This window comes from Arthrobacter sp. NQ4, assembly GCF_029077345.1.
Lineage (GTDB): Bacteria > Actinomycetota > Actinomycetes > Actinomycetales > Micrococcaceae > Arthrobacter.
In genome coordinates this window covers 131,438-154,215 of record NZ_JARETC010000011.1, presented here as the reverse complement: position 1 = coordinate 154,215, position 22,778 = coordinate 131,438, and the positions used below count along the sequence as shown (strand labels likewise).

Sequence of the window (22,778 nt, the reverse complement as noted above, 5' to 3'; positions counted from 1 at the left end):
ACCGGTACTAATAGGCCAATAACTTACACCACACAGAAAAACATTCTGCTTGCGTCCACTATGTGGTTCCCAACCAACAACCCTGTTGGCGGAACCTAACAATTGAATACAACACCACCCCCTGCCCACGGGCAGGGATGTTGTAACCACTAGTTTTCCCACACCACCCCTTACGGGTTGGTGACGGGTAAAAGGGTTACGGCGGTCATAGCGTGGGGGAAACGCCCGGTCCCATTCCGAACCCGGAAGCTAAGACCCACAGCGCCGATGGTACTGCACCCGGGAGGGTGTGGGAGAGTAGGTCACCGCCGGACATACATTACGGGGGGCCCTGACAAGGATTGTCAGGGCCCTTCGACTTTAACCTCAGTACCGGTGCCTTTGACCCCAAGACCGGTGCCGCCGGACGGCCAAAGGTCCGCGGGTAGGATTGACCCTCATGAGCAGCATCTTCAGCCACGCCCCGGACCCCTCCCAAGACGACGGCCGCCAGGCCTCGGATCCCTTGGAGCCCGTGGTGAACACCGTCCGCGTACCAGGACCGGTGGCCCGGGCTTTCGCAGGCTTCACCGACCACGCCCACCTGTGGTGGCCCTTGGAGCGGCACGGCGTCTACGGGGCCGGCTCCTATGTGGAGTTCGAGGAGAACCTCATCCTTGAGACGGCTGACGACGGCCGCACCAGCATCTGGGGGACCCTCGATGACTGGCAGCCGCCGCTGTCCTTCCATGCCTCCTGGCATCCCGGAACCACGGCGCTGTGGTCCACCGAGCTCCTGGTGGTGTTCCGCGCCGTTGAGGCGGAAACGGAGGTCCGGGTCTTCCATGAGGGCTGGGAAGGGGCCGAGGACCCGGTTGCCGCCCGCGAAGCCTATGTGGAGGCGTGGCCGTTGATCCTGGAACGGTTTGCACGGTTCATGGGTGCCGGCGACCCAACGGATGCCGCCCCTTCCGAAGGCCTGTCCTAGGCCATCCTCGCGGCAACGTCCGGTGGTACGGCGGTGCTGTGCCGGATCACGAATTCCGTGGGGTATTCCTGGTCTTGGGCTGCCGTAACTGCCGGACCGCCGTCGGGATCCCTGCCGGCGCCGTCCTGCAGGGCCAAAGCAGTCGCGGCCGCCAGCTTCCCCTGGCCCCTTGGGTCCTGGCTCACAGTGGTCAGCCCGAAGGTCTCTGCCAGCTCGTGCCCGTCAATCCCCACCACGGAGAGATCCTCCGGGACCCGAAGTCCGAAGTCGCGCGCGGCAAGCATGACGCCCACCGCCATCTCATCGGAGGCGGCAAAGACTGCCGTGGGCCGTTCGGTGGGTGTTCCCAGCAGCCGGCGGCCTGCCGCGTAAGCGCCCTGGATGGTGAAGTCGGCAGTGGCATGCCACTCGGGCCGAAACCCAAGCCCTGCTGCCGCCATGGCCGCCGCGAAGCCCTTTTGCCGGAGCTGCGGAAGCTTGAAGTCCCTGTTCAGCCCCGCGTCCCCGGTGATATGGGCAATCCGGGTATGGCCCAGCCCAATCAGGTGGCTGGTGGCCATCTTCGCCAGGCCCTCGTCGTCGATCCTGATGGTGGACGCCCCGGGCAGGGCGCCTCCGATCCCCACGATGGGACGGTGCACGGCCAGCAGCTGTCCGATCTCTTCCTCACTGAGCACCAGCGCCACGGCGATGACCGCATCCAGGCGTTTCCGCAGCAGGAAGTCGGTCAGGATGCTGTTGCGCCGCTCCGGCTGTTCACCCACGTTATAGAGCGTCAGGTCATAGCCGGCATCGAGCAGGGTTTCGGATACGCCCTCCAGTACAGAAGAGAAGTACCAGCGCTGGACGTTGGGTACCACCAGCCCGATGTTGTGGTTCCGCCCTGAGGCGAGGCTCGACGCGTGGTAGGACGGAACGAACCCGAGTTCCCGGGCAGCCTCCTGGGCCAGCCGGCGGCTCTTGGAAGAGACGTTGGACTTGCCGCTCAGTGCCCGCGAGACGGTGGCCACCGACAGCCCGGCCCGGCTGGCAACTTCTTTGATGCCTGCCACGGTCAGAGGGCTGCTGCGGCGTCCGGTCCAAGCTGGATCCACGCGGTCTCACCGGAGGCAAGGGCGCGGCCCGCGCCTGCGGGCAGGCTGCGGATCAGGACATGTCCCGCAGGCATTTCCAGCGGCTCGTGGTTCAGGTTCATAACCACCAGCGTAGTGCCGTTCAGGTAGCCCAGGGAGTAGCCGGTGCACCAGTCCTCGGCCCAGGACAAGGATCCCCTGCCCAGGTCCAGCTCCCGGCGGAAGGCCAGGGCGTCACGGTACAGCGACAGGTGCGACGACGGTGATTCCGCCTGCAGGTCCCTCGCCAGCGCCTTGAACGTGGCAGGAATGGGCAGCCAGGGGTCGCTGCCCGAGCCAAACCCCAGGTGCGGGTCCCCGCCCCGCCAGGGCAGCGGCACCCTGCAACCGTCACGGCCCAGCCGCTGGCCGCCGGTGCGGGCGAACGTGGGGTCCTGGCGCAGGTGGTCCGGAATGTCGATGCCGTCCGGCAACCCGAGCTCTTCGCCCTGGTACAGGTACGCGGCGCCGGGGAGTCCCAGCATGAACATCGAGGCAGCGGCCGCGCGGCGGCGGCCAAGATCGTGGTCCGGCTGGTGATCTGCCGGGCCAATGCCGTCGCCGTCCCGCGGACCAAGCCCGTTGTACCCGAACCGGCTGGCGTGGCGGACCACGTCATGGTTCGACAGTACCCAGGTGCTGGGAGCACCTACCCCGTCGAGGACTGTCAGGGAGTCGGTGATGACGGAGCGGAGGCGGTAGACGTCCAGGCCCGCGTGGAGGTACGGGAAGTTGAACGCCTGGTGCATCTCGTCGGGCCGGACCCAGTGCGCCAGCCGGTGCAGGTCCACGCTGGCCTCGGCGCAGAGGATCCGGTCGGGTCCGTATTCGTCCAGGATCAGCCGCCATGTGCGGTAGATGTCGTGGACAGCTGGTTGGCCGAACATGGGAGCCTCATGGCCCGGGTACCCGTCGCTGCTGCCGCCGTCGGCGCGGCCGCCCCAGGCGGGCAGTCCGGGGGCCTTGACCAGCGCATGGGCGACGTCCACCCGGAAACCTGAGACGCCGCGGTCCAGCCAGAAACGGAGCACGCGTTCGAATTCTGCGTGGACGGCGGGGTTGTCCCAGTTGAAGTCCGGCTGCGAGGAATCGAAGAGGTGGAGGTACCACTGCCCCGGCTGCCCGTCAGTTCCTGCCACCCGAGTCCAGGCAGGTCCGCCAAAGTGGGACTGCCAGTTGTTGGGTGGTTCCTGTCCGTCGTGGCCGGTCCCGTCCCGGAAGATGAACATGTCCCGCTCGGGGCTTCCGGCCGGCGCGGCAATGGCTGCCTGGAATGCCGGGTGCTGGTCGGAGCAGTGGTTGGGCACCAGGTCCACGATGACCCGCAGGCCCAGGCGGTGGGATTCGGCCATCATGACGTCGAAGTCGGCCAGCGTACCGAAGACCGGGTCCACGTCGCAGTAGTCGCTGACGTCATAGCCGGCGTCACGCTGCGGGGAACGGTAGAAGGGCGAGAGCCAGACTGCATCGACTCCCAGGTCTGCGAGATGCGGGAGCTCCTGGGTAATTCCGGCCAAGTCGCCAATGCCGTCGCCGTTTAAGTCACGGAAGGACCGGGGGTAGACCTGGTAGATCACAGCAGAGCGCCACCAGCCTGGAGCGGTGTCAGCAGCATGGATGAGCGTCAGGGGCCCGGCACAAGCCAGAGTGTCCTGGGTCACAGTTTCGACAGACATGGAAGTCAGCATAGCTGCGTCACGCCGATTAACTGAAAACGCTTCCATAATTGTTTCGCGGCGCTCATCGCGCAGGCGAATGCATGCACAGCAAGGGAACTGGAAACGATTACACGGGCGGGTAGCCGCGGCATCAGCCGGCAGCGCACCTAGACTGTGAAGGTATGTCCGACGACGGGTGGAGGCTTTGTGGGAAGCATCGTTGACGAGCTGGAAGCCTTCCTGGCGCCGGGTCAGGTCGACACGGGCGAGGTCCCGCTCCGCCGGTACGCCGTAGATCAGGCGCCCGTGATCGACTTCCAGCTTCCGCTGGCCGTGGTGTTCCCCGAATCAGTGGCGGACGTGCAGGCGGTGGTGAAAGCCTGCCTCGGCAGCGGGGTGGCGATCGTCCCCCGGGGCGCCGGAACGGGTGTATCCGGCGGTGCCCATGCCACCACCAACTGCATCATCCTCTCCCTGGAGCGGATGGACCGGATCCTCGCCCTGAACCCGGACGATGAAACCGCCATGGTGGAGCCCGGTGTGGTCAATGCCGTCCTGAATGAAGCGGCCGCAGAGCATGGCCTCATGTACGCGCCGGACCCTGCCAGCTTCCGGAGCTCCACGATCGGTGGCAACGTTGCCACCAACGCCGGTGGCCTGCGCTGCGCCAAGTATGGGGTCACCCGGGACTCGATCCTGGCCCTGGATGTCGTTCTTGCTGACGGCTCCCTCATCCACACCGGCCACCAGACCTTCAAAGGCGTGGCGGGCTATGACCTCACGGGCCTCTTCGTGGGGTCCGAGGGCACGCTGGGCATCGTCGTCGGAATTACCGTGCGGCTGAAGTACCTGCCCCGGGAAGTACACACCATTGCCGCGTTCTACCCGGACTTCAGGCTTGCCGCCGCAGGCGTCCTGGCGGTGGGAAGGGCCCGTGTCCAGCCCGCCATCATGGAACTGCTCGACGGCGGCACACTGGCCCAGCTCGACGACATCCATGGCTCCGACCTCACCGCACGCGGCACATCACTGCTGCTGATCCAGACAGACGGGTTTGGGGCTGCCGCGGAAGCCGATGTGGTGCGGCAGGTCCTGCGCGAAGGCGGGGCCGCCGTCAGCACCGAGGCCAGCGCCGAAGCCGAGCGGCTGGTGGAGCTGCGACGGCACAGCAGGGGCACCGAGGTGGACGACGAGTACCGTGTGGGCGAAGACGTCGCTGTTCCCCGCTCGCGTCTGGTGGACTACGTCGCGGCACTCGAGGCCATGGCCGCCGCCCAGCAGGTGCACCTCAAGGTGGTGGCACACGCGGGCGACGGGAACCTGCACCCCACATTCTGGATCGACCGGCAGGGCCCCGACGTTGAGGCCGGCGCCATGGAGCGGCTCCAGGGGGCCCTGGACGAGTCCATTACCGCCGCCCTGGCAATGGGTGGAACCATCACGGGGGAGCACGGCGTGGGCCAGTACAAGCTGCGCTGGCTTGGCCAGGAACAGCCGGAGCCTATCCGGGAGCTCCAGCGCCGGATCAAGGAGCTGTTCGATCCTGCCGGAATCCTCAACCCCGGAAAGGCGATCTAGGCCTCAGTCGTCCGAATCCGGGTATTCGTCGTCTGATTCATCGGCACCGTAGCGGGATTCCTCGTTTTCCACCTCGAGGATCTTCAGCAGTTCGGTGTCCGGGTTCAGCATGATCGCGGCCTCGTCCCGGCGGTGCCGGAGGATCGAGTCGATGTAGGACTGCACGGCCTCTGCCAGCGGAATATGGCGCTCCTGCTTCTCCGACATGTACCACCGGTGCTCCAGTACCTCGTGCACCACCTCGGCGTGCTCGAGCTTGCCGGAGAGGTCCCGCGGAATGGAGCGCACGATCGGCTCGAAGATCTGGCTCACCCACAGATGGGCGCTGTATTCCTCATCCATCTCCGGGTTGTTGTCCGCCCGGAACGAGTCCATGTCATTGAGGAGGCGGCGGGCCTGGTTCTCCTGCGCATCCAGGCCGGTGAGCCGCAGCAGCCGCCGCTGGTGGTGCCCTGCGTCCACCACCTTGGGCTGCAGCTGGATGGTGGAGCCGTTCTGGGTGGTTTTGATGGCATATTCCTCGACGTCGAAGCCGAGCTCGTTCAGGCGCCGGATGCGGGCGCCCACCCGCCAGCGTTCGCCCAGTTCAAAGGATTCCTTCTCGGTCAGCTCAGCCCACAGCCGCCGGTAGCTGTCCATGATCAGCTCGCTGGTGGCCACGGGGTCCACCTTCTCCTCGATGAGGCCGCCGTCCAGCAGGTCCATCAGTTCGCCGGCGATGTTGACCCGGGCAATTTCAAGGTCGTATTCGCGCTGCCCTGTGGAGAGGTCGGGGTAAAGCTCGCCCGTTTCGGCGTCCACCAGGTACGCGGCGAAGGCGCCGGCGTCGCGGCGGAACAGCGTGTTGGACAGCGAGACGTCGCCCCAGTAAAAACCGATGAGGTGCAGGCGCACCAGCAGCAGGGCCTGCGCGTCGATGAGGCGGGTGAGGGTGTCCTTGCGCAGCATCTGGGAAAAGAGGGCGCGGTAGGGCATGGAGAATTTTAGGTGCCGGGTCACGAGGACCGGGTTGAGCGGGCGTCCGTCCGGGGTGGTGCGCCCGGTGATCACCGCAACCGGCTCCACGCACGGCACATCGAAGCGGGCCAGCTTGCGGAGCATGTGGTACTCGTGCCGGGCCACGTGCTCGGAGGTTTCCTTAATGGCGATGACAGAGCCGCCCAGGTGGGCAAAGCGCACGATGTGCCGGGAGATGCCTCGGGGGAGTGCCGCGAGGTACTGCGCCGGCCACTCCTCGAGGGCGATGTGCCACGGCAGGTCCAGCAGTTCGGGATCCGCCGCTGCCGCAGTGATATTCAGCGACGATGCTACCGAGGCTGCCTTGTTGTCATCGGCACTGGCTGCCACGAACCGCGGCAGTTTACCGATCTGCGCGTAGTCGGTGGGTTCATCGTGCCACTGGGCGCTGTATTCCTCGGTCATGGGTCAATTCTTCCGTACTCGGGGCAGGGCGGCTAAATTTCGCCCGGACATCGTTAAAGGCCGACGGCGGCCCGCACCGTTTACGAAAAAGGTGCGGGCCGCCGTCGGACAAGCGGCGGTTGTACCAGGCCCAACCGCCGGAGCCAAGGAATCAGTCGCCGAGGCGCAGGCCGGTCTTGGTGTCGAAGAGGTGCACGTGGCCCGACTGCGGACGGACGTAGATGACCTCGCCCTTCATCGGGGGACGGCGGCCGTCGACGCGGGCCACGATGTCGTGGTCCTTGCCGTCGAGGTTGGTGTGGCCGTAGACGTAGGCGTCGGCGCCGAGTTCTTCGACGACGTCCACTTCCACCTTCAGGCCTTCACCCTGGGGAGCGGTTTCCAGGTCTTCGGGACGGCTGCCCAGCGTGACCGTGGAGCCGTGTGCCTCTTCGAGGACGTCGCGCGGCACGGGGTAGACGGTGCCGCCGAACTGGACGCCGCCGTCCACCACGGGAAGCTCCAGCAGGTTCATGGCGGGGGAGCCGATGAACCCGGCAACGAAGACGTTCTTGGGGCGGTCGTAGAGGTTGCGTGGGGTGTCCACCTGCTGCAGCAGGCCGTCCTTCAGCACGGCCACGCGGTCGCCCATGGTCATGGCTTCAACCTGGTCGTGCGTCACGTAGACGGTGGTGACGCCGAGGCGGCGGGTCAGGGACGCGATCTGGGTGCGGGTCTGGACGCGGAGCTTGGCGTCCAGGTTGGACAGCGGCTCATCCATGAGGAAGACCTGGGGGTTACGAACGATGGCGCGGCCCATGGCAACACGCTGGCGCTGGCCGCCGGAGAGTGCCTTCGGCTTGCGGTCCAGGTACTGCTCAAGGTCAAGGAGCTTTGCGGCTTCGCGGACGCGCTCGGCGCGCTCTTCCTTGGAGACACCGGCGATCTTCAGGGCGAAGCCCATGTTGTCGGCCACAGTCATGTGCGGGTACAGCGCGTAGTTCTGGAAAACCATCGCGATGTCGCGGTCCTTCGGCGGAACATCGGTAACGTCACGGTCACCGATCAGGATGCGGCCGGCGTTGACGTCCTCCAGGCCTGCGAGCATGCGCAGGGAGGTGGACTTGCCGCAACCGGAGGGTCCCACGAGGACCAGGAATTCGCCATCGGCGATGTCGATGTTGAGCTTATCGACGGCGGGCTTATCTGTGCCCGGGTACAGACGCGTAGCGTTATCAAAAGTAACTGTAGCCACAGTTATCAATCCCTTCACCGGCAGGTACGTGCCGGACGATCCGTTGTGAATGGTTCATGTTTATTCAGTTTTGTTCCTGCAAAGTGCTCCGAGCCTGAGCCCGGGGCACAAAATGACGCCGCACGCTGGTTGTGCGCCACATCACACACAGAGTATGCCAGAGGTTGCGCTTCCTTGCGAAAATGTTACGAACGTCACATGTGCCGCCGGCCACGTCCTAACCTGACGCGGCCTGCGGATCCTCTTCGGCAACCGCGACGCTCCGCTCCTGGAGCAGGGCCTCCAGCAGTTCCGCAATGTGGACGGGAGCCTCCACCCGGTATTGGGCCTGGGTGAAATCAAGACCTACCTTGACCCCCACGTCGCCCGGTTCGAGCCGGCCAAAAGCGTCCTCGTCCGTGACGTCGTCGCCGGCGAACAGCACGGCAGTGGCCCCGGTGGCCTGCCGCAGGAAGGTGACACCTTCGCCCTTGGAGGCATTGACAACCGAAGTCTCCAGGACGCGTTTTCCTTCCTTCAGGAAGACTCCCTTGCGGTCCTGGAGCACCGACCGTGCTGCCGCCACTGCATCTTCTGCCACGTCGTCCTCCGCCTGGCGGGTATGCAGGACGACGCCGGCAGGCTTGTCCTCCAGGGAGGTGCCGGGCGCCTCGGCGACGATGCCGGCCAACTCGGCGCGGACCTCTTCAAGGAGCGCCTTCTGGTCCTCTTCAAGGGCCAGTTCGGTGGAGCCCGGCCCCAGCCACGCCTCGGCGCCATGGCTGCCGATCAGCAACGTGTCGACCGGCGGGGAGGCGACCTCCCGCAGGCTGGCGAGGGCGCGTCCGGAGATGAGGGCCGTCGTCGTGCGTGGCAGCACGGCGAGGCCCGCGAACGCTGCGGCGGACCGCGGAAGCGGCCGCGCATCCTGTGCGCGGCCCACGATGGGCGCCATGGTGCCATCAAAATCCATGGCCACGAGCAGGTGCTCCGTGCCGGCGATCCGGCGCAGGGCCTCCCGCAGTTCCGGGGAGAGCGCCAGCGGCGCCTTGGCGCGGCGGCCCTCAGGAGTCATCGCGGACCACCTTTTCATTCAGCGCGCGCAGGAAGTCGGCCGACCAGTGGTCCACGTCGTGGTCCAGGATCTGCTTTCGCATGGCCCTCATCCGGCGCGAGGCCTCCCGCGGGGTCAGCTCGACGGCGGTCATGATGGTGTTCTTCAGGCCAGCGATGTCGTGCGGGTTGATCAGCAGCGCCTGCTTCAGCTGGTCGGCCGCCCCGGCGAACTCGCTCAGGACCAGGGCGCCGTCGTTGTTGTTGCGCGCGGTGACATATTCCTTGGCCACGAGGTTCATCCCGTCCCGCAGGGCGGTGACCAGCATGACGTCCGCGGCCAGGTACAGCGCCACCATCTCCTCCACGGGGTAGCTGTGGTGCAGATAGCGGACGGCGGTGTTTTCGAGGGTGTCGTAGGTACCGTTGATGTGTCCAACGGTGCCTTCCACCTCCTCGCGCAGAAGCCGGTACTGTTCCACGCGCTCCCGGCTGGGGGAGGCCACCTGGATGAGGGTCGCGTCACCCACCGTGAGCCGGCCGTCCGCCAGGAGCTCCTCGAAGGCTTTCAGCCGGTGCCGGATGCCCTTGGTGTAATCCAGCCGGTCCACGCCGAGCAGGATGGTCTTGGGGTTGCCAAGGTCCTGCCGGATCTGCCGGGCGCGTTCGATGATGTCCGGCCTGGCAGCGAGTTCGGTGATTTGCTTGACGTCGATGGAGATGGGGAAGGCCTGCGCCCGCGCGATGTGGGTCAGCTGGCCGTTGTGGTCCTTGACGTGCACCTGCTGCTGCTTGACGCTGGCACCCAGGAAGCGGCGCGCGGAGCGCATGAAGTTTCCAGCGTCGCTGGGCCGCTGGAAGCCCACCAGGTCGGCACCCAGCAGGCCGTCGATGATGGCCTGGCGCCACGGGAGCTGGGCAAAGATCTCAGGCGGCGGGAACGGGATGTGGTTGAAGAAGCCGATTCGCAGGTCCGGCCGTGCTTCGCGGAGCAACCGGGGCACCAGCTGCAGCTGGTAGTCCTGCACCCACACGGTGGCCCCCTGGTCCGCGTGGCGCACCACGGCGTCGGCGAACCTGCGGTTAACCCGGCGGTAGGCGTCCCACCAGGTGCGGTGGAACTCCGGCGGGGCGATGACGTCGTGGTACAGCGGCCAAAGGCTGGCGTTGGAGAACCCTTCGTAGTACAGCTCCACGTCATCGGTGCTGAGCTGTACTGGAACGAGGTCCATGCCGCCGTGGCTGAACGGCTCGACCGTCTCGTCGGGGGCACCATGCCAGCCCACCCAGGCGCCGTCCGTCTTGGTCATCATCGGTGCGAGGGCGGTCACCAGCCCTCCGGGCGACCGGCGCCAGCCGGAGCCGTCATCGCTGTCGTCCCCCGGTGCCACGCGGTCGACGGGCAGCCTGTTCGAGACCACCATGAAGTCGTACTTGGTATGGCCGGCGTGGCCGGAACCGGAACTGCCGGCCGTAGCTGTTCCGGCTGGTTTTTCCTGGACGGGTGTTTGCATTGCGGCCCCCTGGGGTTGCTTGTGCCTCTAAGCCACCCTAGCCGGACGGAATCATCGGGGCTATTCGTCCGTTGGTCAACCCGGAAGAATGGTTGAACCCGCAAGCTCTCAGCTTTCTCCCCTAAAATGTTGGGGTGCCACCAAGTGGTCCCCCTACGTCGACCGACCCAAGGAACTCATGAGCCCCGCAAACGAAGTACGTAAGTCCAAGGCTGAGCGAACCGCCGAGGCGCGGGAAAAAGCGCGCCTGATCCGCGAAGCGCAGGTAAAGAAGGACAAGCGCAACAAGATGCTGATCGGCTGGGGCATCGTGGCGGCGGTCGTGGCCATCCTGGTGGTGGTGGCCCTGGTGGTCACCAACAGCCTCAAGCAAAACGCGCCGGTTGCGGACCAGGGCCCCGTTCCGGCCAATGCCAACGCCCACGGCGGCGTGACCCTGCTGGCCAACACGGGTGTGGCCAAGACCGAAGCGGCAACCGTTGACGCGGCTTCCGTGGGGGACGCCCCGAAGACTCCGCCCGCCGAGGTAGTGGCCCCGGGTGCCGAGGCAGAGGCAGGCAAGCCGGTGAAGGTTGTCCTCTACATCGACTTCATCTGCCCCGTCTGCAAGAACTTTGAGGCCCAGTACAACGACCAGCTCACCTCGCTGCGCAATGACGGCAAGATCACCGTGGAATACCGTGCCCTCGGCTTCCTGGACAGCCGGTCAACCACCAACTACTCGTCCCGCGCCGCCAACGCCGCGGCCTGTGTGGTCAACGCGTCACCGGAGAAGTACTCCGACTTCTTCAACGCGCTGTTTGCCAAGCAGCCCGCGGAGGGCAGCGCAGGCCTGTCGGACAACGACCTGAAGAAGATGGCCTCCGACCTGGGCGTGAACATCGACTCCTGCGTGGATGACAAGACGTACCGCCCGTTCGTGAAGTTCACCACCAAGGAAGCGGCGGCGATCGGCGTGACCGGTACGCCCACCGTGTTCGTGGACGGAAAGCAGTGGGGCAAGGGCGACAGTGCCCAGACGCCGTTCCCGGACTTCCTGCAGGCAGCCATCACGGCCAAGGGCTAACGCGAAACAGCCCGGGCAAGGGCCCGCTCCGGATCGGCTCCGGGGCGGGCCCTTGCGCGTCCGCCGCAGGTTCCGCGGGCGTTTTTACCCCCGGCGGGAGTTGGGCTAACCTTATCTAGCGCCTGCGGGCGCACGCCCTTCCGGGGCACGCCTCCTTAGCTCAGTTGGCCAGAGCACCGCTCTTGTAAAGCGGGGGTCGTCGGTTCGAATCCGACAGGGGGCTCCACACCAACTCCGGGTCTAAGCTGGATCCATCCGAATAATCAGCCTGCTGACTAAAGGAGGATGGGTGCCATGCCCAAGACCGGCAAGAACGACCATGCCCGCAAGGACGAGCTTCCCTCGACCCTGCAGCGTTCGGACCAGAAGGCCCAGGACACGTTCGCGAAAACCTACGATTCCGCCCTCGAGTCCTACGACCAGGACGAAGAGCGCGCTGCCCGTGCAGCCTACGCCTCCCTGAAGCACAGCTATGAGAAGGTGGGCGACCACTGGGAGCCCAAGGAAAAGCGCGGCCCCTCTGACAAGCGCGCGGAGCAGGGCATCCGTTCGTCCGAACCCACCGCCGGCGGCGTCGATGCCAACGCCTCCAAGGAGCACCTCTACAAGCTCGCCAGGGAATTGGATGTCAAGGGCCGCTCGAAGATGGACAAGGACCAGCTGGTCCACGCTCTCCAGAAGGCCAACGACGCCGCTACCCGCAAAGCCCGCAGCAAATAGCCTGTGCTCTTGCCGTCCCGCCGTCCCAAGGTGTCGAATCAGAGGACACGTCCGGTCCGGTCGGCAATGATGCCAGGAGGTTCCAATGTCGGTGAAGAGCACCAGGGAGTCAGCGCGGGCAGCGGGCGGCAGGAACGGGCCTGATTCGAAGCGGGCAGACCAGGCCGCCGGCATCGCGGCGCAGGACCCGGCCCGGATCCGGAACGTGGCCCTGGTGGGGCACTCCGGCGCCGGGAAGACCATGCTGATCGAGGCCCTGCTGGCAGCCAACGGCGTGATCACCCGCAAGGGCTCCATTGCGGACGGATCCACGGTCAGCGACTCGGACCCGGCAGCGGTCCACCAGCAACGCTCGGTCACGCTGTCCCTGGTGCCGCTGATGGTCGACGACGTCAAAGTGAACCTCCTGGACACCCCCGGCTACCCGGACTTCATCGGGGAGCTGAGGGCGGGGCTCAGGGCCTCGGATGCCGCCCTTTTTGTGGTCTCCGCCGTGGACGGCATCGACGCGACCACCACCGCGCTCTGGGGCGAGTGCGCGCACATGGGCCTGCCACGCGCCGTCGTCATCACCAGGGTGGACCACCCGCGGGCGGATTACGACGGCGCCCTGGCCGCCTGCCAGAAAGCGTTCGGCGACGGCGTGCTCCCGCTGTACGTCCCGGTGCCGGCCGAAGGCGGGGCAGCCGGTCTCCTCGGCCTGCTGTCCCAGGAGGTGACTGACTACTCCTCCGGAGATCCCGCACCGGAGGTCCGTCCAGCCGCCTCGGAGGAACTTGCAGCCGCTGGCGCCGCGCGAGGCGCCCTGATCGAGGGCATCATCGCCGAGAGCGAAGACGAAACGCTGATGGACCGCTACCTGGAAGGGGAGGACATCGATACAGGGGTGCTGGCGGACGACCTGGAAACCGCCGTCGCCCGGGGCTCGTTCTTTCCCGTCCTGCCAACGTCCGCCGTCACAGGACTCGGCACGGCGGAACTGCTCGATGTCCTGGTGCGCGCCTTCCCGGCACCATTGGAAGGCAAACTGCCGGACACGACTGACCTTGCAGGGGAACCGGGTGGAAGACTGTCCTGCGATCCCGATGGGCCGCTCGCCGCTGAAGTAGTGCGGACCTCCAACGATCCCTTCCTGGGCCGCATCTGCCTGGTGCGCGTCTTCTCCGGGACGCTGCGGGAAGACACGCCTGTCCACGTGGGCGGACACGGCCTCGCTGACCGCGGGCACCAGGACCACGACACCGATGAACGCGTCACCCACATTTACTCCCCGCTGGGTGCCAGCCTGCGGCCTGTTCCCTTCTCCGTGGCAGGTGACATGTGCGCCCTGGCGAAGCTGGGCAGCGCTGAAACCGGGGACACCATTTCCGCCCGGGAAAGCCCGCTGCTGCTGGCCACGTGGGAGATGCCCGAACCGCTGCTGCCGGTTGCCGTGGAAGCGGATTCCCGCAGCGACGAGGATGCGCTGGCCCGCAGCCTTGGCCGGATCGCGGCCGGGGATCCCACCCTGCGGGTGGAGCGGAACGCTGAAACGCACCAGCTGGTGCTGTGGTGCATGGGTGAGGCACACGCCGAGGTGGTCCTGGACCGGCTGCGGGAACAGGGCGTCAAGCTGCACACCGTGGACGTGGTGACACCGCTGCGGGAGACCTTCGCTGCCCCCGCCACCGGCCATGGACGCCACGTCAAGCAGTCCGGCGGCCACGGCCAGTACGCCGTGTGCGACATCCAGGTTGAACCGCTGGACCGCGGCGGCGGGTTCGAATTCGTGGACAAGACAGTGGGCGGCGTCATCCCGGGAACGTTCATCCCGTCCATCGAAAAAGGAGTCCGGACCCAAATGGACAGGGGAGTGTCTGCGGGTTTTCCCGTGGTGGACCTGCGGGTGACCCTGACCGGTGGAAAGGCCCACAGCGTCGATTCCTCCGACGCGGCATTCCAGGCGGCGGGGGCCCTGGCCCTCCGCGAGGCGGCGGCCGCTGGAAAAATCCAGCTCCTGGAACCGGTGTCCGCCGTGTCCATCACCGTTGCCGACGAACATGTGGGCACCGTGATGAGCGATTTGTCCGGGCGGCGCGGACGCCTCACCGGCACAACCTCCTCCGGCGAAGGGCTGACGGAGATCAGCGCCGAAGTCCCGGACCAGGAACTCCTGCGTTACGCAGTGGAACTGCGGGCCCTGACGGCAGGTACGGGCCGGTTCCGCCGGCAGTACCTGCGGCACGACCCCGTTCCCCCCAACTTCAGCCCGTCCTGATCCGCCCGGCCAGGAACAGCCCGAAGGGAACGGCCGCCGGTGAACGCCGCAGCACGAAAGATCCAGAACGTCTACCTGACGCTGACGCTGGGAAACACCCTTGCGGCGTCGTTCATTTGGGGCATCAATACGCTCTTCCTGCTCGATGCCGGGCTCACCAACCTGGAGGCCTTCGCGGCCAACGCCTTCTTCACGGCAGGGATGGTTCTCTTCGAGGTGCCCACCGGGGTGGTGGCCGACAGCTGGGGACGCCGCACGTCCTTCCTGCTGGGCACCGTGACCCTGGCCGGGTCCACCTACCTGTACTACCTGCTGTGGCAGTTGTCGGCTCCGTTCTGGTGGTGGGCAGCAGTGTCTGCACTCCTGGGCCTTGGCTTCACCTTCTTCTCGGGGGCCGTGGAGGCCTGGCTGGTGGATGCCCTCCACTTTTCCGGCTACGACGGTGGCCTCGAAGCCGTCCTGGGCCGGGGCCAGATGGTTTCCGGCATCGCCATGCTGGCCGGGTCAGTAGCGGGCGGGGTCATTGCCCAGGCCACCAACCTGGGCGTGCCGTTCCTGCTGCGCGTCGCGGTGCTGGTGGCCATGTTCGCTGTTGCCTTCCTGCTCATGCACGACGTCGGCTTCACCCCCGAGCGGTCGGCGCACCCCCTGCAGGCCACCCGCGCAGTCCTGCAGGCCTCGGTGGACGGCGGACTGAAGAACCCCCCGGTGCGGTTCATGATGCTGGCCGCCCCGTTCACGGAGGGCGTGGGATTCTACGTTTTCTACGCACTCCAGCCCTACCTTCTGCAGCTCTTCGGCGATCCCAGGGCCTACGCCATCGCAGGCCTGGCAGCAGCCATCGTTGCCGGCGCGGACATCGTGGGCGGCTGGCTTGCCCCGCTGGTCCGGAAGCTGGTCCGCCGGCGCACCACGGTCCTGATCGCCTCCACCATCACCAGCTCCGCGGTCCTGGTGGTGCTCCTGGCCACCCACATCTTCTGGCTGGCCCTGGTGCTCCTGGCGCTCTGGGCGGTGGTTGCCTCCGCCGGCACCCCCGTGCGCCAGGCGTACCTCAACGACATGATCGCCTCGAAGCAGCGGGCCACCGTCCTGAGCTTCGCCTCGCTCATGGGGTCCAGCGGGGGAGTGGTGGTGCAGCCGCTGCTCGGCAGGACCGCGGACCTCTACGGCTACCCGGCGTCACTGGCCCTGGGCGGCGCGGTGCAGCTGCTGGCGGCCCCCTTCATCGTGCTGAGCCGCCGCCGGCGCTCGCCGGCAGATGCGGCAACCGGCGTGGCCGCGCCCTGAGCAGTTGCCCGGAACCGCCACGGGCGCACGCAGGAAGGCCCCCGCTGCCAGGACTCGGTCCGGGGCGGCGGGGGCCAACAGGTGCACGGGGGGGTGTTTCCTACTTGATGCCTGCCTCCACCGTTTCGCTGGCGGCAGGCGCCGGCTTCTCTGCTGCCGGCGGAGGGCTGGTCTTGAGCTTGAAGCGCTTGCCAATGTTGCCGCCGCCACCGCTGCGGTTCTTGTTGAAGATGTCGAAGCCGACGGCGATAAGGAGCACCAGGCCCTTGATGAGCTGCTGGTAGTCGGTGCCCAGGCCCAGGATGGACATGCCGTTGTTGAGGACACCCATGATGAGGCCACCGATCATGGCTCCGGCCACTGTTCCGATGCCGCCGGTGACGGCGGCGCCGCCAATGAACGCCGCGGCGATGGAGTCGAGTTCGAAGCCGGTTCCGCCGGCCGGCTGTGCCGAGTTGAGGCGGGCGGTGAAGACCAGGCCGGCCAGTGCGGCCAGGACGCCCATGTTCACGAAGAGACGGAAGGTAACGGCCTTGGTCTTGATGCCTGACAGCTCAGCTGCGTGGAGGTTGCCGCCGATGGCGTACGTGTGGCGCCCGAAGACGCTGTTGTTCATCAGGGCGGTGTAGGCGATTACCAGTGCGGCCAGCACCACCAGGACGATCGGCGTGCCCCGGTAGGACGCCAGCAGGAAGGTGATGACGAGCATGAGCAGGGCCGTGAAGGCGGTCTTGATGACGAACCAGACCAGGGGTTCGCTTTCGAGATCGAACTTCCGGCGGATCCTGCGCTCCTTGAGCGCCTGGATCAGCAGGGCAACCGTGGCGCCAATGCCCAGGATGACGGTGAGCCATTCCAGCACGGAGGTGCCGCCGGAGATGTCCGGGAGGAATCCTCCGCCCAGGGCCCGCAGCTCGGCGGGGAAGGGGGTGATCTGCTGGTTCTTCAGGGTGATGAGGGTCAGCCCCCGGAAGATCAGCATGCCCGCCAGCGTGACGATGAAGGCCGGGATCCCCACGTAGGCGATCCAGTAGCCCTGCCAGGCACCCACCAGGCCGCCGACCAGCAGGCAGGCAGGGATGGCGGCCCACCACGGCCAGCCCCAGTGCACGATCATGACACCGGCCACGGCGCCAATGAACCCGGCCACCGACCCGACGGAAAGGTCGATGTGCCCGGCGATGATCACCATCACCATGCCGATGGCCAGGATGAGGATGTAGCTGTTCTGGACCACCAGGTTGGTGACGTTCTGCGGTTCCAGCAGGATCCCGCCCGTCAGTCCCTGGAACAGCAGGACGATCAGGATCAGGGCAACGAAGATGCCGACCTGGCGGAGGCGGCTGGTGAGGAATCCGAGCGATTCTCGTAGGGCGGACATTTCGCTATTCCTTCTCTTTGGTCATGTAGTGCATCAGGGTCTCCTGTGTGGCCTCGGCGATGGGCACCTCACCGGTGATGTGCCCGGCAGCGAGGGTGTAAATTCGGTCGCAGATGCCCAGGAGCTCGGGAAGCTCCGAGGAAATCACAATGACGGCTTTTCCTTCGGCCGCGAGTTTGGCGATGATCGTGTAGATCTCGTACTTGGCCCCGACATCGATTCCGCGGGTGGGCTCATCGAGGATGAGTACGTCCGGGTCGGAGAACATCCATTTGCTCAGCACCACCTTCTGCTGGTTTCCGCCGGACAGCTTCCCGGTGATGGCGGCCACCGACGGGGCTTTGATGTTCATGCTCGTGCGGTAGCCGTTGGCCACCACGGTTTCCTGGTTCTTGTCCACGAAGCCGCGCTTGGCGAGCTTGCGCAGGGCTGCCAGGGAAATGTTCCGCTTGATGTCCTCGATGAGGTTCAGCCCGTAGTGCTTCCGGTCCTCGGTGGCGTAGGCGATGCCGTGCCTGATGGCGTCGGACACCGTTGCGGTGTTGATTTCCTCGCCGTACTTGTAGACCTTGCCGGAGGTGGCGGTGCCGTAGGTGCGGCCGAAGACGCTCATGGCAAGTTCGGTGCGGCCGGCACCCATGAGGCCGGCAAGGCCCACCACCTCGCCCTTCCTGACGTGGAGGTTGGCGTTGTTGACCACCATGCGGCTGTGGTCCTGGGGGTGGCGCACGGACCAGTCCTCGATCCGCAGAACTTCCTCGCCGATTCGCGGCTCGCGGTCCGGGTACAGGCTCTCCAGGTCCCGGCCCACCATGCCGCGGATGATCCGCTCCTGGGTGATCTGGCCTTCGTCGAGCCGCAGGGTTTCGATAGTCCTGCCGTCCCGGATGATGGTGACGGCGTCCGCCACCTTACGGATCTCATTGAGTTTGTGGCTGATGATGATGCTGGTGACGCCCTGGCCCTTCAGGTGGAGGATCAGGTCCAGCAAATGGCCGGAATCCTCGTCATTGAGGGCGGCCGTGGGCTCGTCCAGGATCAGCAGCTTCACTTCCTTGGACAATGCCTTGGCGATTTCCACCAGCTGCTGCTTACCGACACTGATGTGCTGCACGGGGGTGACAGGATTCTCGTCCAGGCCAACGCGGGCCAGCAGCTTGGCTGCCTCGAGGTTGGTCTTGCGCCAGTCCACCCATCCATTGGTGGCCTGTTCATTGCCCAGGTAGATGTTCTCGGCGATGGAGAGGAACGGGCTCAGGGCCAGTTCCTGGTGGATGATGACAATCCCGCGCTTCTCGCTGTCCGAGATGCTGGAGAAGTTGCAGGGTTCGTTCTCGAACAGGATCTCCCCGTCGAAAGTGTTGCGTGCATAGACGCCGGACAACACTTTCATGAGCGTTGATTTGCCGGCCCCGTTTTCACCGCAGATGGCGTGGACCTCGCCACGGTTCACATCCAGGGTGACGTCCTGCAGCGCTTTCACGCCCGGGAACGTCTTGGTGATTCCTCGCATTTGAAGAATGGGTGTGTTCATCGTCAATTCCCACTGACTGGTCGAAGCTGGGCCTTCCTGCTGCTGCAGGAGGCTGCGGGCGGGGCTGTGGCCGGATGGAGGTCCGGCCACAGCCCCCGGACGCTGACTACTTGACGTCGGAGTCCTTGTAGTAACCCGAGTCGATCAGTTCCTTCTTGTAGTTGTCCTTGGTGATAATGACGGACTTCAGCAGGAAGGCCGGGACAACCTTGACCTTGTTGTTGTAGGTCTTGGTGTCGTTGGTTTCCGGTTCCTGGCCCTTGAGGACAGCATCAACCATCTTGACGGCCTGCGCGCCGAGCTGGCGGGTGTCCTTGAAGATGGTGGAGTACTGCTCGCCGGCGACGATGGACTTCACGGAACCCTTTTCGGCGTCCTGGCCGGTTACTACGGGCAGGCTTCCCTTGGCGTAGCCGCCGGTGCTGGTGAGGGCCGAGATGATGCCGATGGACAGGCCGTCATACGGGGACAGGACGCCGTTCAGCTTGGTGCCGGAGCTGTACGCGGAGGTGATGATGTCCTCCATGCGCTTCTGGGCCACGGGTGCCTGCCAGCGGAGGATCGCTGCCTGCTCAAACTTGGTCTGTCCGCTGGGGACCTTCAGGGTGCCGGCATCCATGTACGGCTTGAGGGTGTCCATGGCGCCGGTCCAGAAGAAGTTGGCGTTGTTGTCGTCGGGGCTGCCCGCGAAAAGCTCGATGTTGAAGGGGCCCTTGCCGTCCACCTTCTTGCCGCTGGCATCAACGAGGCCCAGCCCGGTCAGCAGCGAGGTGGCCTGCTGGACACCAACGGTGTAGTTGTCGAACGTGGTGTAGTAGTCGACGTTGGGCGTGCCGTTGATGAGGCGGTCGTACGCGATGACCTTGACGTTCTGCTCCTTGGCCTTGGCCAGGACGTCAGTCAGGGTGGTGCCGTCAATGGCGGCGATGATCAGGGCCTTGGCGCCCTTGGTCAGCATGTTCTCGATCTGCGACACCTGCGTGGGGATATCGTCATTGGCGAACTGCAGGTCCGTCTTGTAGCCGAGGTCCTTCAGGGACTTCTCCACGTTGGCGCCGTCAGCGATCCACCGTTCGGATGTCTGCGTGGGCATTGAAATGCCTACCAGTGAATCACTGGGCTTGGCGGCACCGCTGGATTCGCTGGCCCCGCCGCGGGAGCCGCAACCTGTGGCGCCCACCGTCAGGGCGAGGACAAGGGCCACCGCGCCCATCAGTTTTTTGATTCTCACCATTTTCTCCTTCCGCGGCAGCACTGCCGCGAAGTGTTGGTGGACCAGGCAGCACCAGTGCTCCCTGGTCCTGGCCACATTGTTGATGTGTCGGTTCAATATAGACCGGTTTGTGAACGCTAACAAGAGTGCCCGGCAGGAATTTCGGAAACTTTTCGGCTTCATTGACTTCTTCTTTGTTAGCGTTCACACTTGCTGCAGCACGTAGCTACACCCTGACCCCTACAAACCCGGTAATGAGGCCTAAGCCTCCCGGACGGAGGCAACCCCATGCCAGATGCGCTGTTCACTCCCGGCTCCGAGTCCCACCATGACCATTGCGTCATCGGGGTGGATTACGGAACCCTTTCAGGCCGTGCCGTGGTGGTGCGTGTCCGCGACGGCAAGGAACTGGGCAGCGCCGTCCATGAGTACCCCCACGCGGTGGTTACCGACGTCCTGCCCCGGGACACCGCGGGCGACGACGGCGCCCGCCTTCCCGGGGAATGGGCACTTCAGGTGCCCAACGACTACCGGGACGTCCTGCGGACCGCCGTCCCCGCCGCGGTGGCGAACGCCGGGATCGACCCCGCCGCCGTCGTCGGCATTGCCACGGATTTCACTGCCTGCACCATGGTTCCGGTCAAGTCGGACGGCACGCCCCTCAACGAACTGCCCGGCTTCGCCAACCGCCCGCACGCCTATGTAAAGCTCTGGCGCCACCATGCTGCGCAGGGCCAGGCCGACCGGATCAACCGGCTTGCCGCTGAACGGGGGGAGGACTGGCTTCCCCGCTACGGGGGCCTGATCTCCTCCGAATGGGAATTCGCCAAGGGGCTGCAGCTGCTGGAGGAGGACCCGGAGGCCTACGCCGCGATGGACCACTGGGTGGAGGCTGCGGACTGGATCGTCTGGCAGCTCTGCGGCCGGTATGTCCGCAACGCCTGCACTGCCGGCTACAAGGGCATCTACCAGGATGGCCGGTATCCGTCCGAAGAGTTCCTGGCCGCCCTGAACCCGGACTTCAAAGACTTTGTCAGCTCCAAGCTGGAGCACACCATCGGCCAGCTGGGGGACGCCGCCGGCACCCTGACGGCGGAGGCAGCCGCCTGGACCGGGCTGCCGGAGGGCATCGCGGTGGCCGTGGGAAACGTTGACGCCCATGTCACGGCCCCGGCCGCGAAGGCTGTGGAATCCGGCCAGCTGGTGGCGATCATGGGCACCTCCACCTGCCACGTCATGAACGGCAGTGAGCTGCGCGAGGTGCCGGGAATGTGCGGTGCCGTGGATGGCGGAATCGTGCCGGGCCTGTGGGGCTACGAGGCCGGACAGTCAGGCGTGGGAGACATCTTCGGCTGGTTCACCAAGTACGGCGTCCCGCCCGAATACCACCAGGCTGCCGAGGGCGCCGGACTGGGGATCCACGAGTACCTCACCGAACTGGCATCCCGGCAGGCCATCGGAGAGCACGGCCTGATCGCGCTCGACTGGCATTCCGGCAACCGTTCGGTCCTGGTGGACCACGAGCTTTCGGGCATTGTGGTGGGCCAGACCCTGGCCACCAGGCCCGAGGACACCTACCGCGCGCTGCTGGAAGCCACCGCCTTTGGAACCCGCACCATCGTGGACGCCTTCCGCGACGCCGGGGTTCCGGTCAAGGAATTCATCGTGGCCGGCGGCCTGCTCAAGAACAAACTCCTGATGCAGATCTACGCAGACGCCACCGGCCTGCAGCTGTCCACCATCGGCTCGGAACAAGGTCCGGCCCTGGGATCGGCCATCCACGCCGCTGTCGCAGCGGGCGAATACGCGGACATCCGTGCGGCCGCCGCGGCCATGGGCGCCGAGCCCGGGGAGGTCTACACCCCAAATCCCGAAAACGCGGCCGCCTACGAAGAACTGTTCCAGGAATACAAGGCCCTCCACGACTACTTCGGCAGGGGCGGCAACGACGTCATGCACCGGCTCAAGGCCATCCAGCGCAGAGTTGCCCGCACGGGTCCGTCAGGCGCAGGCTCCGTGTCCGAATCACCCGTGGAGGTGTCCGCATGAGCGCCGCAGCAGGCGCCGGAACCGGCCTCCTGGAAACCATCGCCCGTGTCCGGGCGGAGGTGTGCGCCCTGCACGCCGAGCTGACCCGGTATGGCCTGGTGGTGTGGACCGCGGGCAACGTCTCCGCCCGCGTGCCCGGCACCGACCTCATGGTCATCAAGCCCTCCGGTGTCTCGTACCAGGACCTGACCCCGGAGCAGATGATCGTGACCGACCTGTACGGCACCCCGGTCAGGGGCACCAACCTTGGTGGGGGCGGCACGGTGGACTGGGGCAACCCGCCGCTGTCGCCGTCGTCGGACACCGCCGCGCACGCCTATGTGTACCGGCACATGCCGGAGGTGGGCGGGGTGGTGCATACCCACTCCACCTACGCCACCGCCTGGGCCGCCCGGGGCGAAGCCATCCCGTGCGTGCTGACCATGATGGGGGACGAGTTCGGCGGCTCCATCCCGGTGGGCCCGTTCGCGCTGATCGGCGACGACTCGATCGGCCACGGGATCGTGGAGACGCTGAAGAATTCCAAATCCCCGGCGGTCCTGATGCAGAACCACGGCCCGTTCACCATCGGCAAGGATGCCCGGTCCGCCGTGAAGGCCGCCGTCATGTGCGAGGAAGTGGCCCGCACCGTCCACATTTCCCGGCAACTGGGCGAGCCGCTGCCCATCAACCAGGACCACATCGACTCCCTCTACGCCCGCTACCAGAACGTTTACGGCCAATAACCGGCCCAAGACTCTTCCCAGGAGAA

At 65.9% G+C, this 22,778-nt stretch carries 17 protein-coding genes, 1 tRNA gene and 1 rRNA gene; 10 read left to right on the top strand and 9 right to left on the bottom strand.

Annotation, left to right across the window (positions count from 1 at the left end; all coding sequences use genetic code 11):
- The first annotated feature begins 197 nt into the window (after window positions 1-197).
- Both rrf and PUN51_RS17070 read left to right on the top strand, forming a co-directional pair.
- Window positions 198-314: ribosomal RNA gene (gene rrf, locus PUN51_RS17075) — 5S ribosomal RNA — on the top strand.
- 125 nt (window positions 315-439) lie between these two features.
- Window positions 440-967 carry a hypothetical protein gene (locus PUN51_RS17070; RefSeq protein WP_275181894.1) on the top strand — a complete coding sequence of 176 codons (528 nt, stop codon included), beginning with the start codon at window positions 440-442 and terminating at the stop codon, window positions 965-967.
- Here PUN51_RS17070 and PUN51_RS17065 read toward each other — a convergent pair.
- Both PUN51_RS17065 and PUN51_RS17060 read right to left on the bottom strand, forming a co-directional pair.
- A complete protein-coding gene (locus tag PUN51_RS17065; RefSeq protein ID WP_275181893.1) occupies window positions 964-2,019 on the bottom strand; it encodes a LacI family DNA-binding transcriptional regulator in 1,056 nt (351 codons plus the stop codon). The genes PUN51_RS17070 and PUN51_RS17065 overlap by 4 nt on opposite strands.
- 2 nt (window positions 2,020-2,021) lie before the next feature.
- Window positions 2,022-3,755 carry a glycoside hydrolase family 13 protein gene (locus tag PUN51_RS17060; protein ID WP_374114965.1) on the bottom strand — a complete coding sequence of 578 codons (1,734 nt, stop codon included), beginning with the start codon at window positions 3,753-3,755 and terminating at the stop codon, window positions 2,022-2,024.
- 189 nt (window positions 3,756-3,944) lie between these two features.
- On the opposite strand from PUN51_RS17060, the gene PUN51_RS17055 reads away from it, so the two are divergent.
- Complete coding sequence (locus tag PUN51_RS17055) at window positions 3,945-5,315, top strand: FAD-binding oxidoreductase (RefSeq protein WP_275181891.1); 1,371 nt, start codon at window positions 3,945-3,947, stop codon at window positions 5,313-5,315.
- 3 nt (window positions 5,316-5,318) lie between these two features.
- Here the strand turns inward: PUN51_RS17055 and PUN51_RS17050 are convergent, their stop codons facing one another.
- From PUN51_RS17050 to PUN51_RS17035, 4 genes are all read right to left on the bottom strand, one after another.
- Entirely contained in the window at window positions 5,319-6,737 is a 1,419-nt protein-coding gene (locus tag PUN51_RS17050; protein WP_141158077.1) for a DUF4032 domain-containing protein, read from the bottom strand.
- 151 nt (window positions 6,738-6,888) lie between these two features.
- Window positions 6,889-7,971, bottom strand: coding sequence for an ABC transporter ATP-binding protein (locus tag PUN51_RS17045; RefSeq protein ID WP_159632896.1), 1,083 nt, complete (start codon window positions 7,969-7,971; stop codon window positions 6,889-6,891).
- A gap of 217 nt (window positions 7,972-8,188) precedes the next feature.
- Window positions 8,189-9,025 (bottom strand): trehalose-phosphatase, encoded by an 837-nt coding sequence (otsB, locus tag PUN51_RS17040; RefSeq protein WP_275181890.1) that lies wholly within the window; start codon window positions 9,023-9,025, stop codon window positions 8,189-8,191.
- Complete coding sequence (locus PUN51_RS17035) at window positions 9,015-10,517, bottom strand: alpha,alpha-trehalose-phosphate synthase (UDP-forming) (protein ID WP_275181889.1); 1,503 nt, start codon at window positions 10,515-10,517, stop codon at window positions 9,015-9,017. Before PUN51_RS17035 ends, otsB begins: the two co-directional genes overlap by 11 nt.
- A 178-nt stretch (window positions 10,518-10,695) precedes the next feature.
- Between PUN51_RS17035 and PUN51_RS17030 the strand changes: the two genes are divergently transcribed.
- From PUN51_RS17030 to PUN51_RS17010, 5 genes are all read left to right on the top strand, one after another.
- Entirely contained in the window at window positions 10,696-11,583 is an 888-nt protein-coding gene (locus PUN51_RS17030) for a DsbA family protein (protein ID WP_159632893.1), read from the top strand.
- 149 nt (window positions 11,584-11,732) lie between these two features.
- Window positions 11,733-11,809, top strand: a tRNA-Thr gene (locus PUN51_RS17025).
- A 68-nt stretch (window positions 11,810-11,877) separates the two neighbouring features.
- Complete coding sequence (locus PUN51_RS17020; protein WP_224024998.1) at window positions 11,878-12,303, top strand: ChaB family protein; 426 nt, start codon at window positions 11,878-11,880, stop codon at window positions 12,301-12,303.
- An 85-nt stretch (window positions 12,304-12,388) separates the two neighbouring features.
- Window positions 12,389-14,560 (top strand): elongation factor G-like protein EF-G2, encoded by a 2,172-nt coding sequence (locus PUN51_RS17015; RefSeq protein WP_275181888.1) that lies wholly within the window; start codon window positions 12,389-12,391, stop codon window positions 14,558-14,560.
- A 39-nt stretch (window positions 14,561-14,599) separates the two neighbouring features.
- Window positions 14,600-15,850, top strand: a complete 1,251-nt coding sequence (locus tag PUN51_RS17010; RefSeq protein WP_275181887.1) for an MFS transporter — start codon at window positions 14,600-14,602, stop codon at window positions 15,848-15,850.
- Window positions 15,851-15,950: 100 nt separating this feature from the next.
- Here the strand turns inward: PUN51_RS17010 and mmsB are convergent, their stop codons facing one another.
- The 3 genes from mmsB to chvE form a co-directional block, all read right to left on the bottom strand.
- Window positions 15,951-17,231 (bottom strand): multiple monosaccharide ABC transporter permease, encoded by a 1,281-nt coding sequence (gene mmsB, locus PUN51_RS17005; RefSeq protein ID WP_275181886.1) that lies wholly within the window; start codon window positions 17,229-17,231, stop codon window positions 15,951-15,953.
- 4 nt (window positions 17,232-17,235) lie between these two features.
- Entirely contained in the window at window positions 17,236-18,765 is a 1,530-nt protein-coding gene (gene mmsA, locus PUN51_RS17000; RefSeq protein ID WP_275181885.1) for a multiple monosaccharide ABC transporter ATP-binding protein, read from the bottom strand.
- A 106-nt stretch (window positions 18,766-18,871) separates the two neighbouring features.
- Complete coding sequence (gene chvE / locus PUN51_RS16995) at window positions 18,872-19,999, bottom strand: multiple monosaccharide ABC transporter substrate-binding protein (RefSeq protein ID WP_224025006.1); 1,128 nt, start codon at window positions 19,997-19,999, stop codon at window positions 18,872-18,874.
- Window positions 20,000-20,266: 267 nt separating this feature from the next.
- Here chvE and araB point away from each other — a divergent pair, with 267 nt between their 5' ends.
- Window positions 20,267-22,027: a ribulokinase gene (gene araB / locus PUN51_RS16990; RefSeq protein WP_275181884.1), complete on the top strand. Its 1,761-nt coding sequence runs from the start codon at window positions 20,267-20,269 to the stop codon at window positions 22,025-22,027.
- Window positions 22,024-22,752, top strand: coding sequence for an L-ribulose-5-phosphate 4-epimerase (locus PUN51_RS16985; protein WP_275181883.1), 729 nt, complete (start codon window positions 22,024-22,026; stop codon window positions 22,750-22,752). Before araB ends, PUN51_RS16985 begins: the two co-directional genes overlap by 4 nt.
- Window positions 22,753-22,778 lie beyond the last annotated feature (26 nt).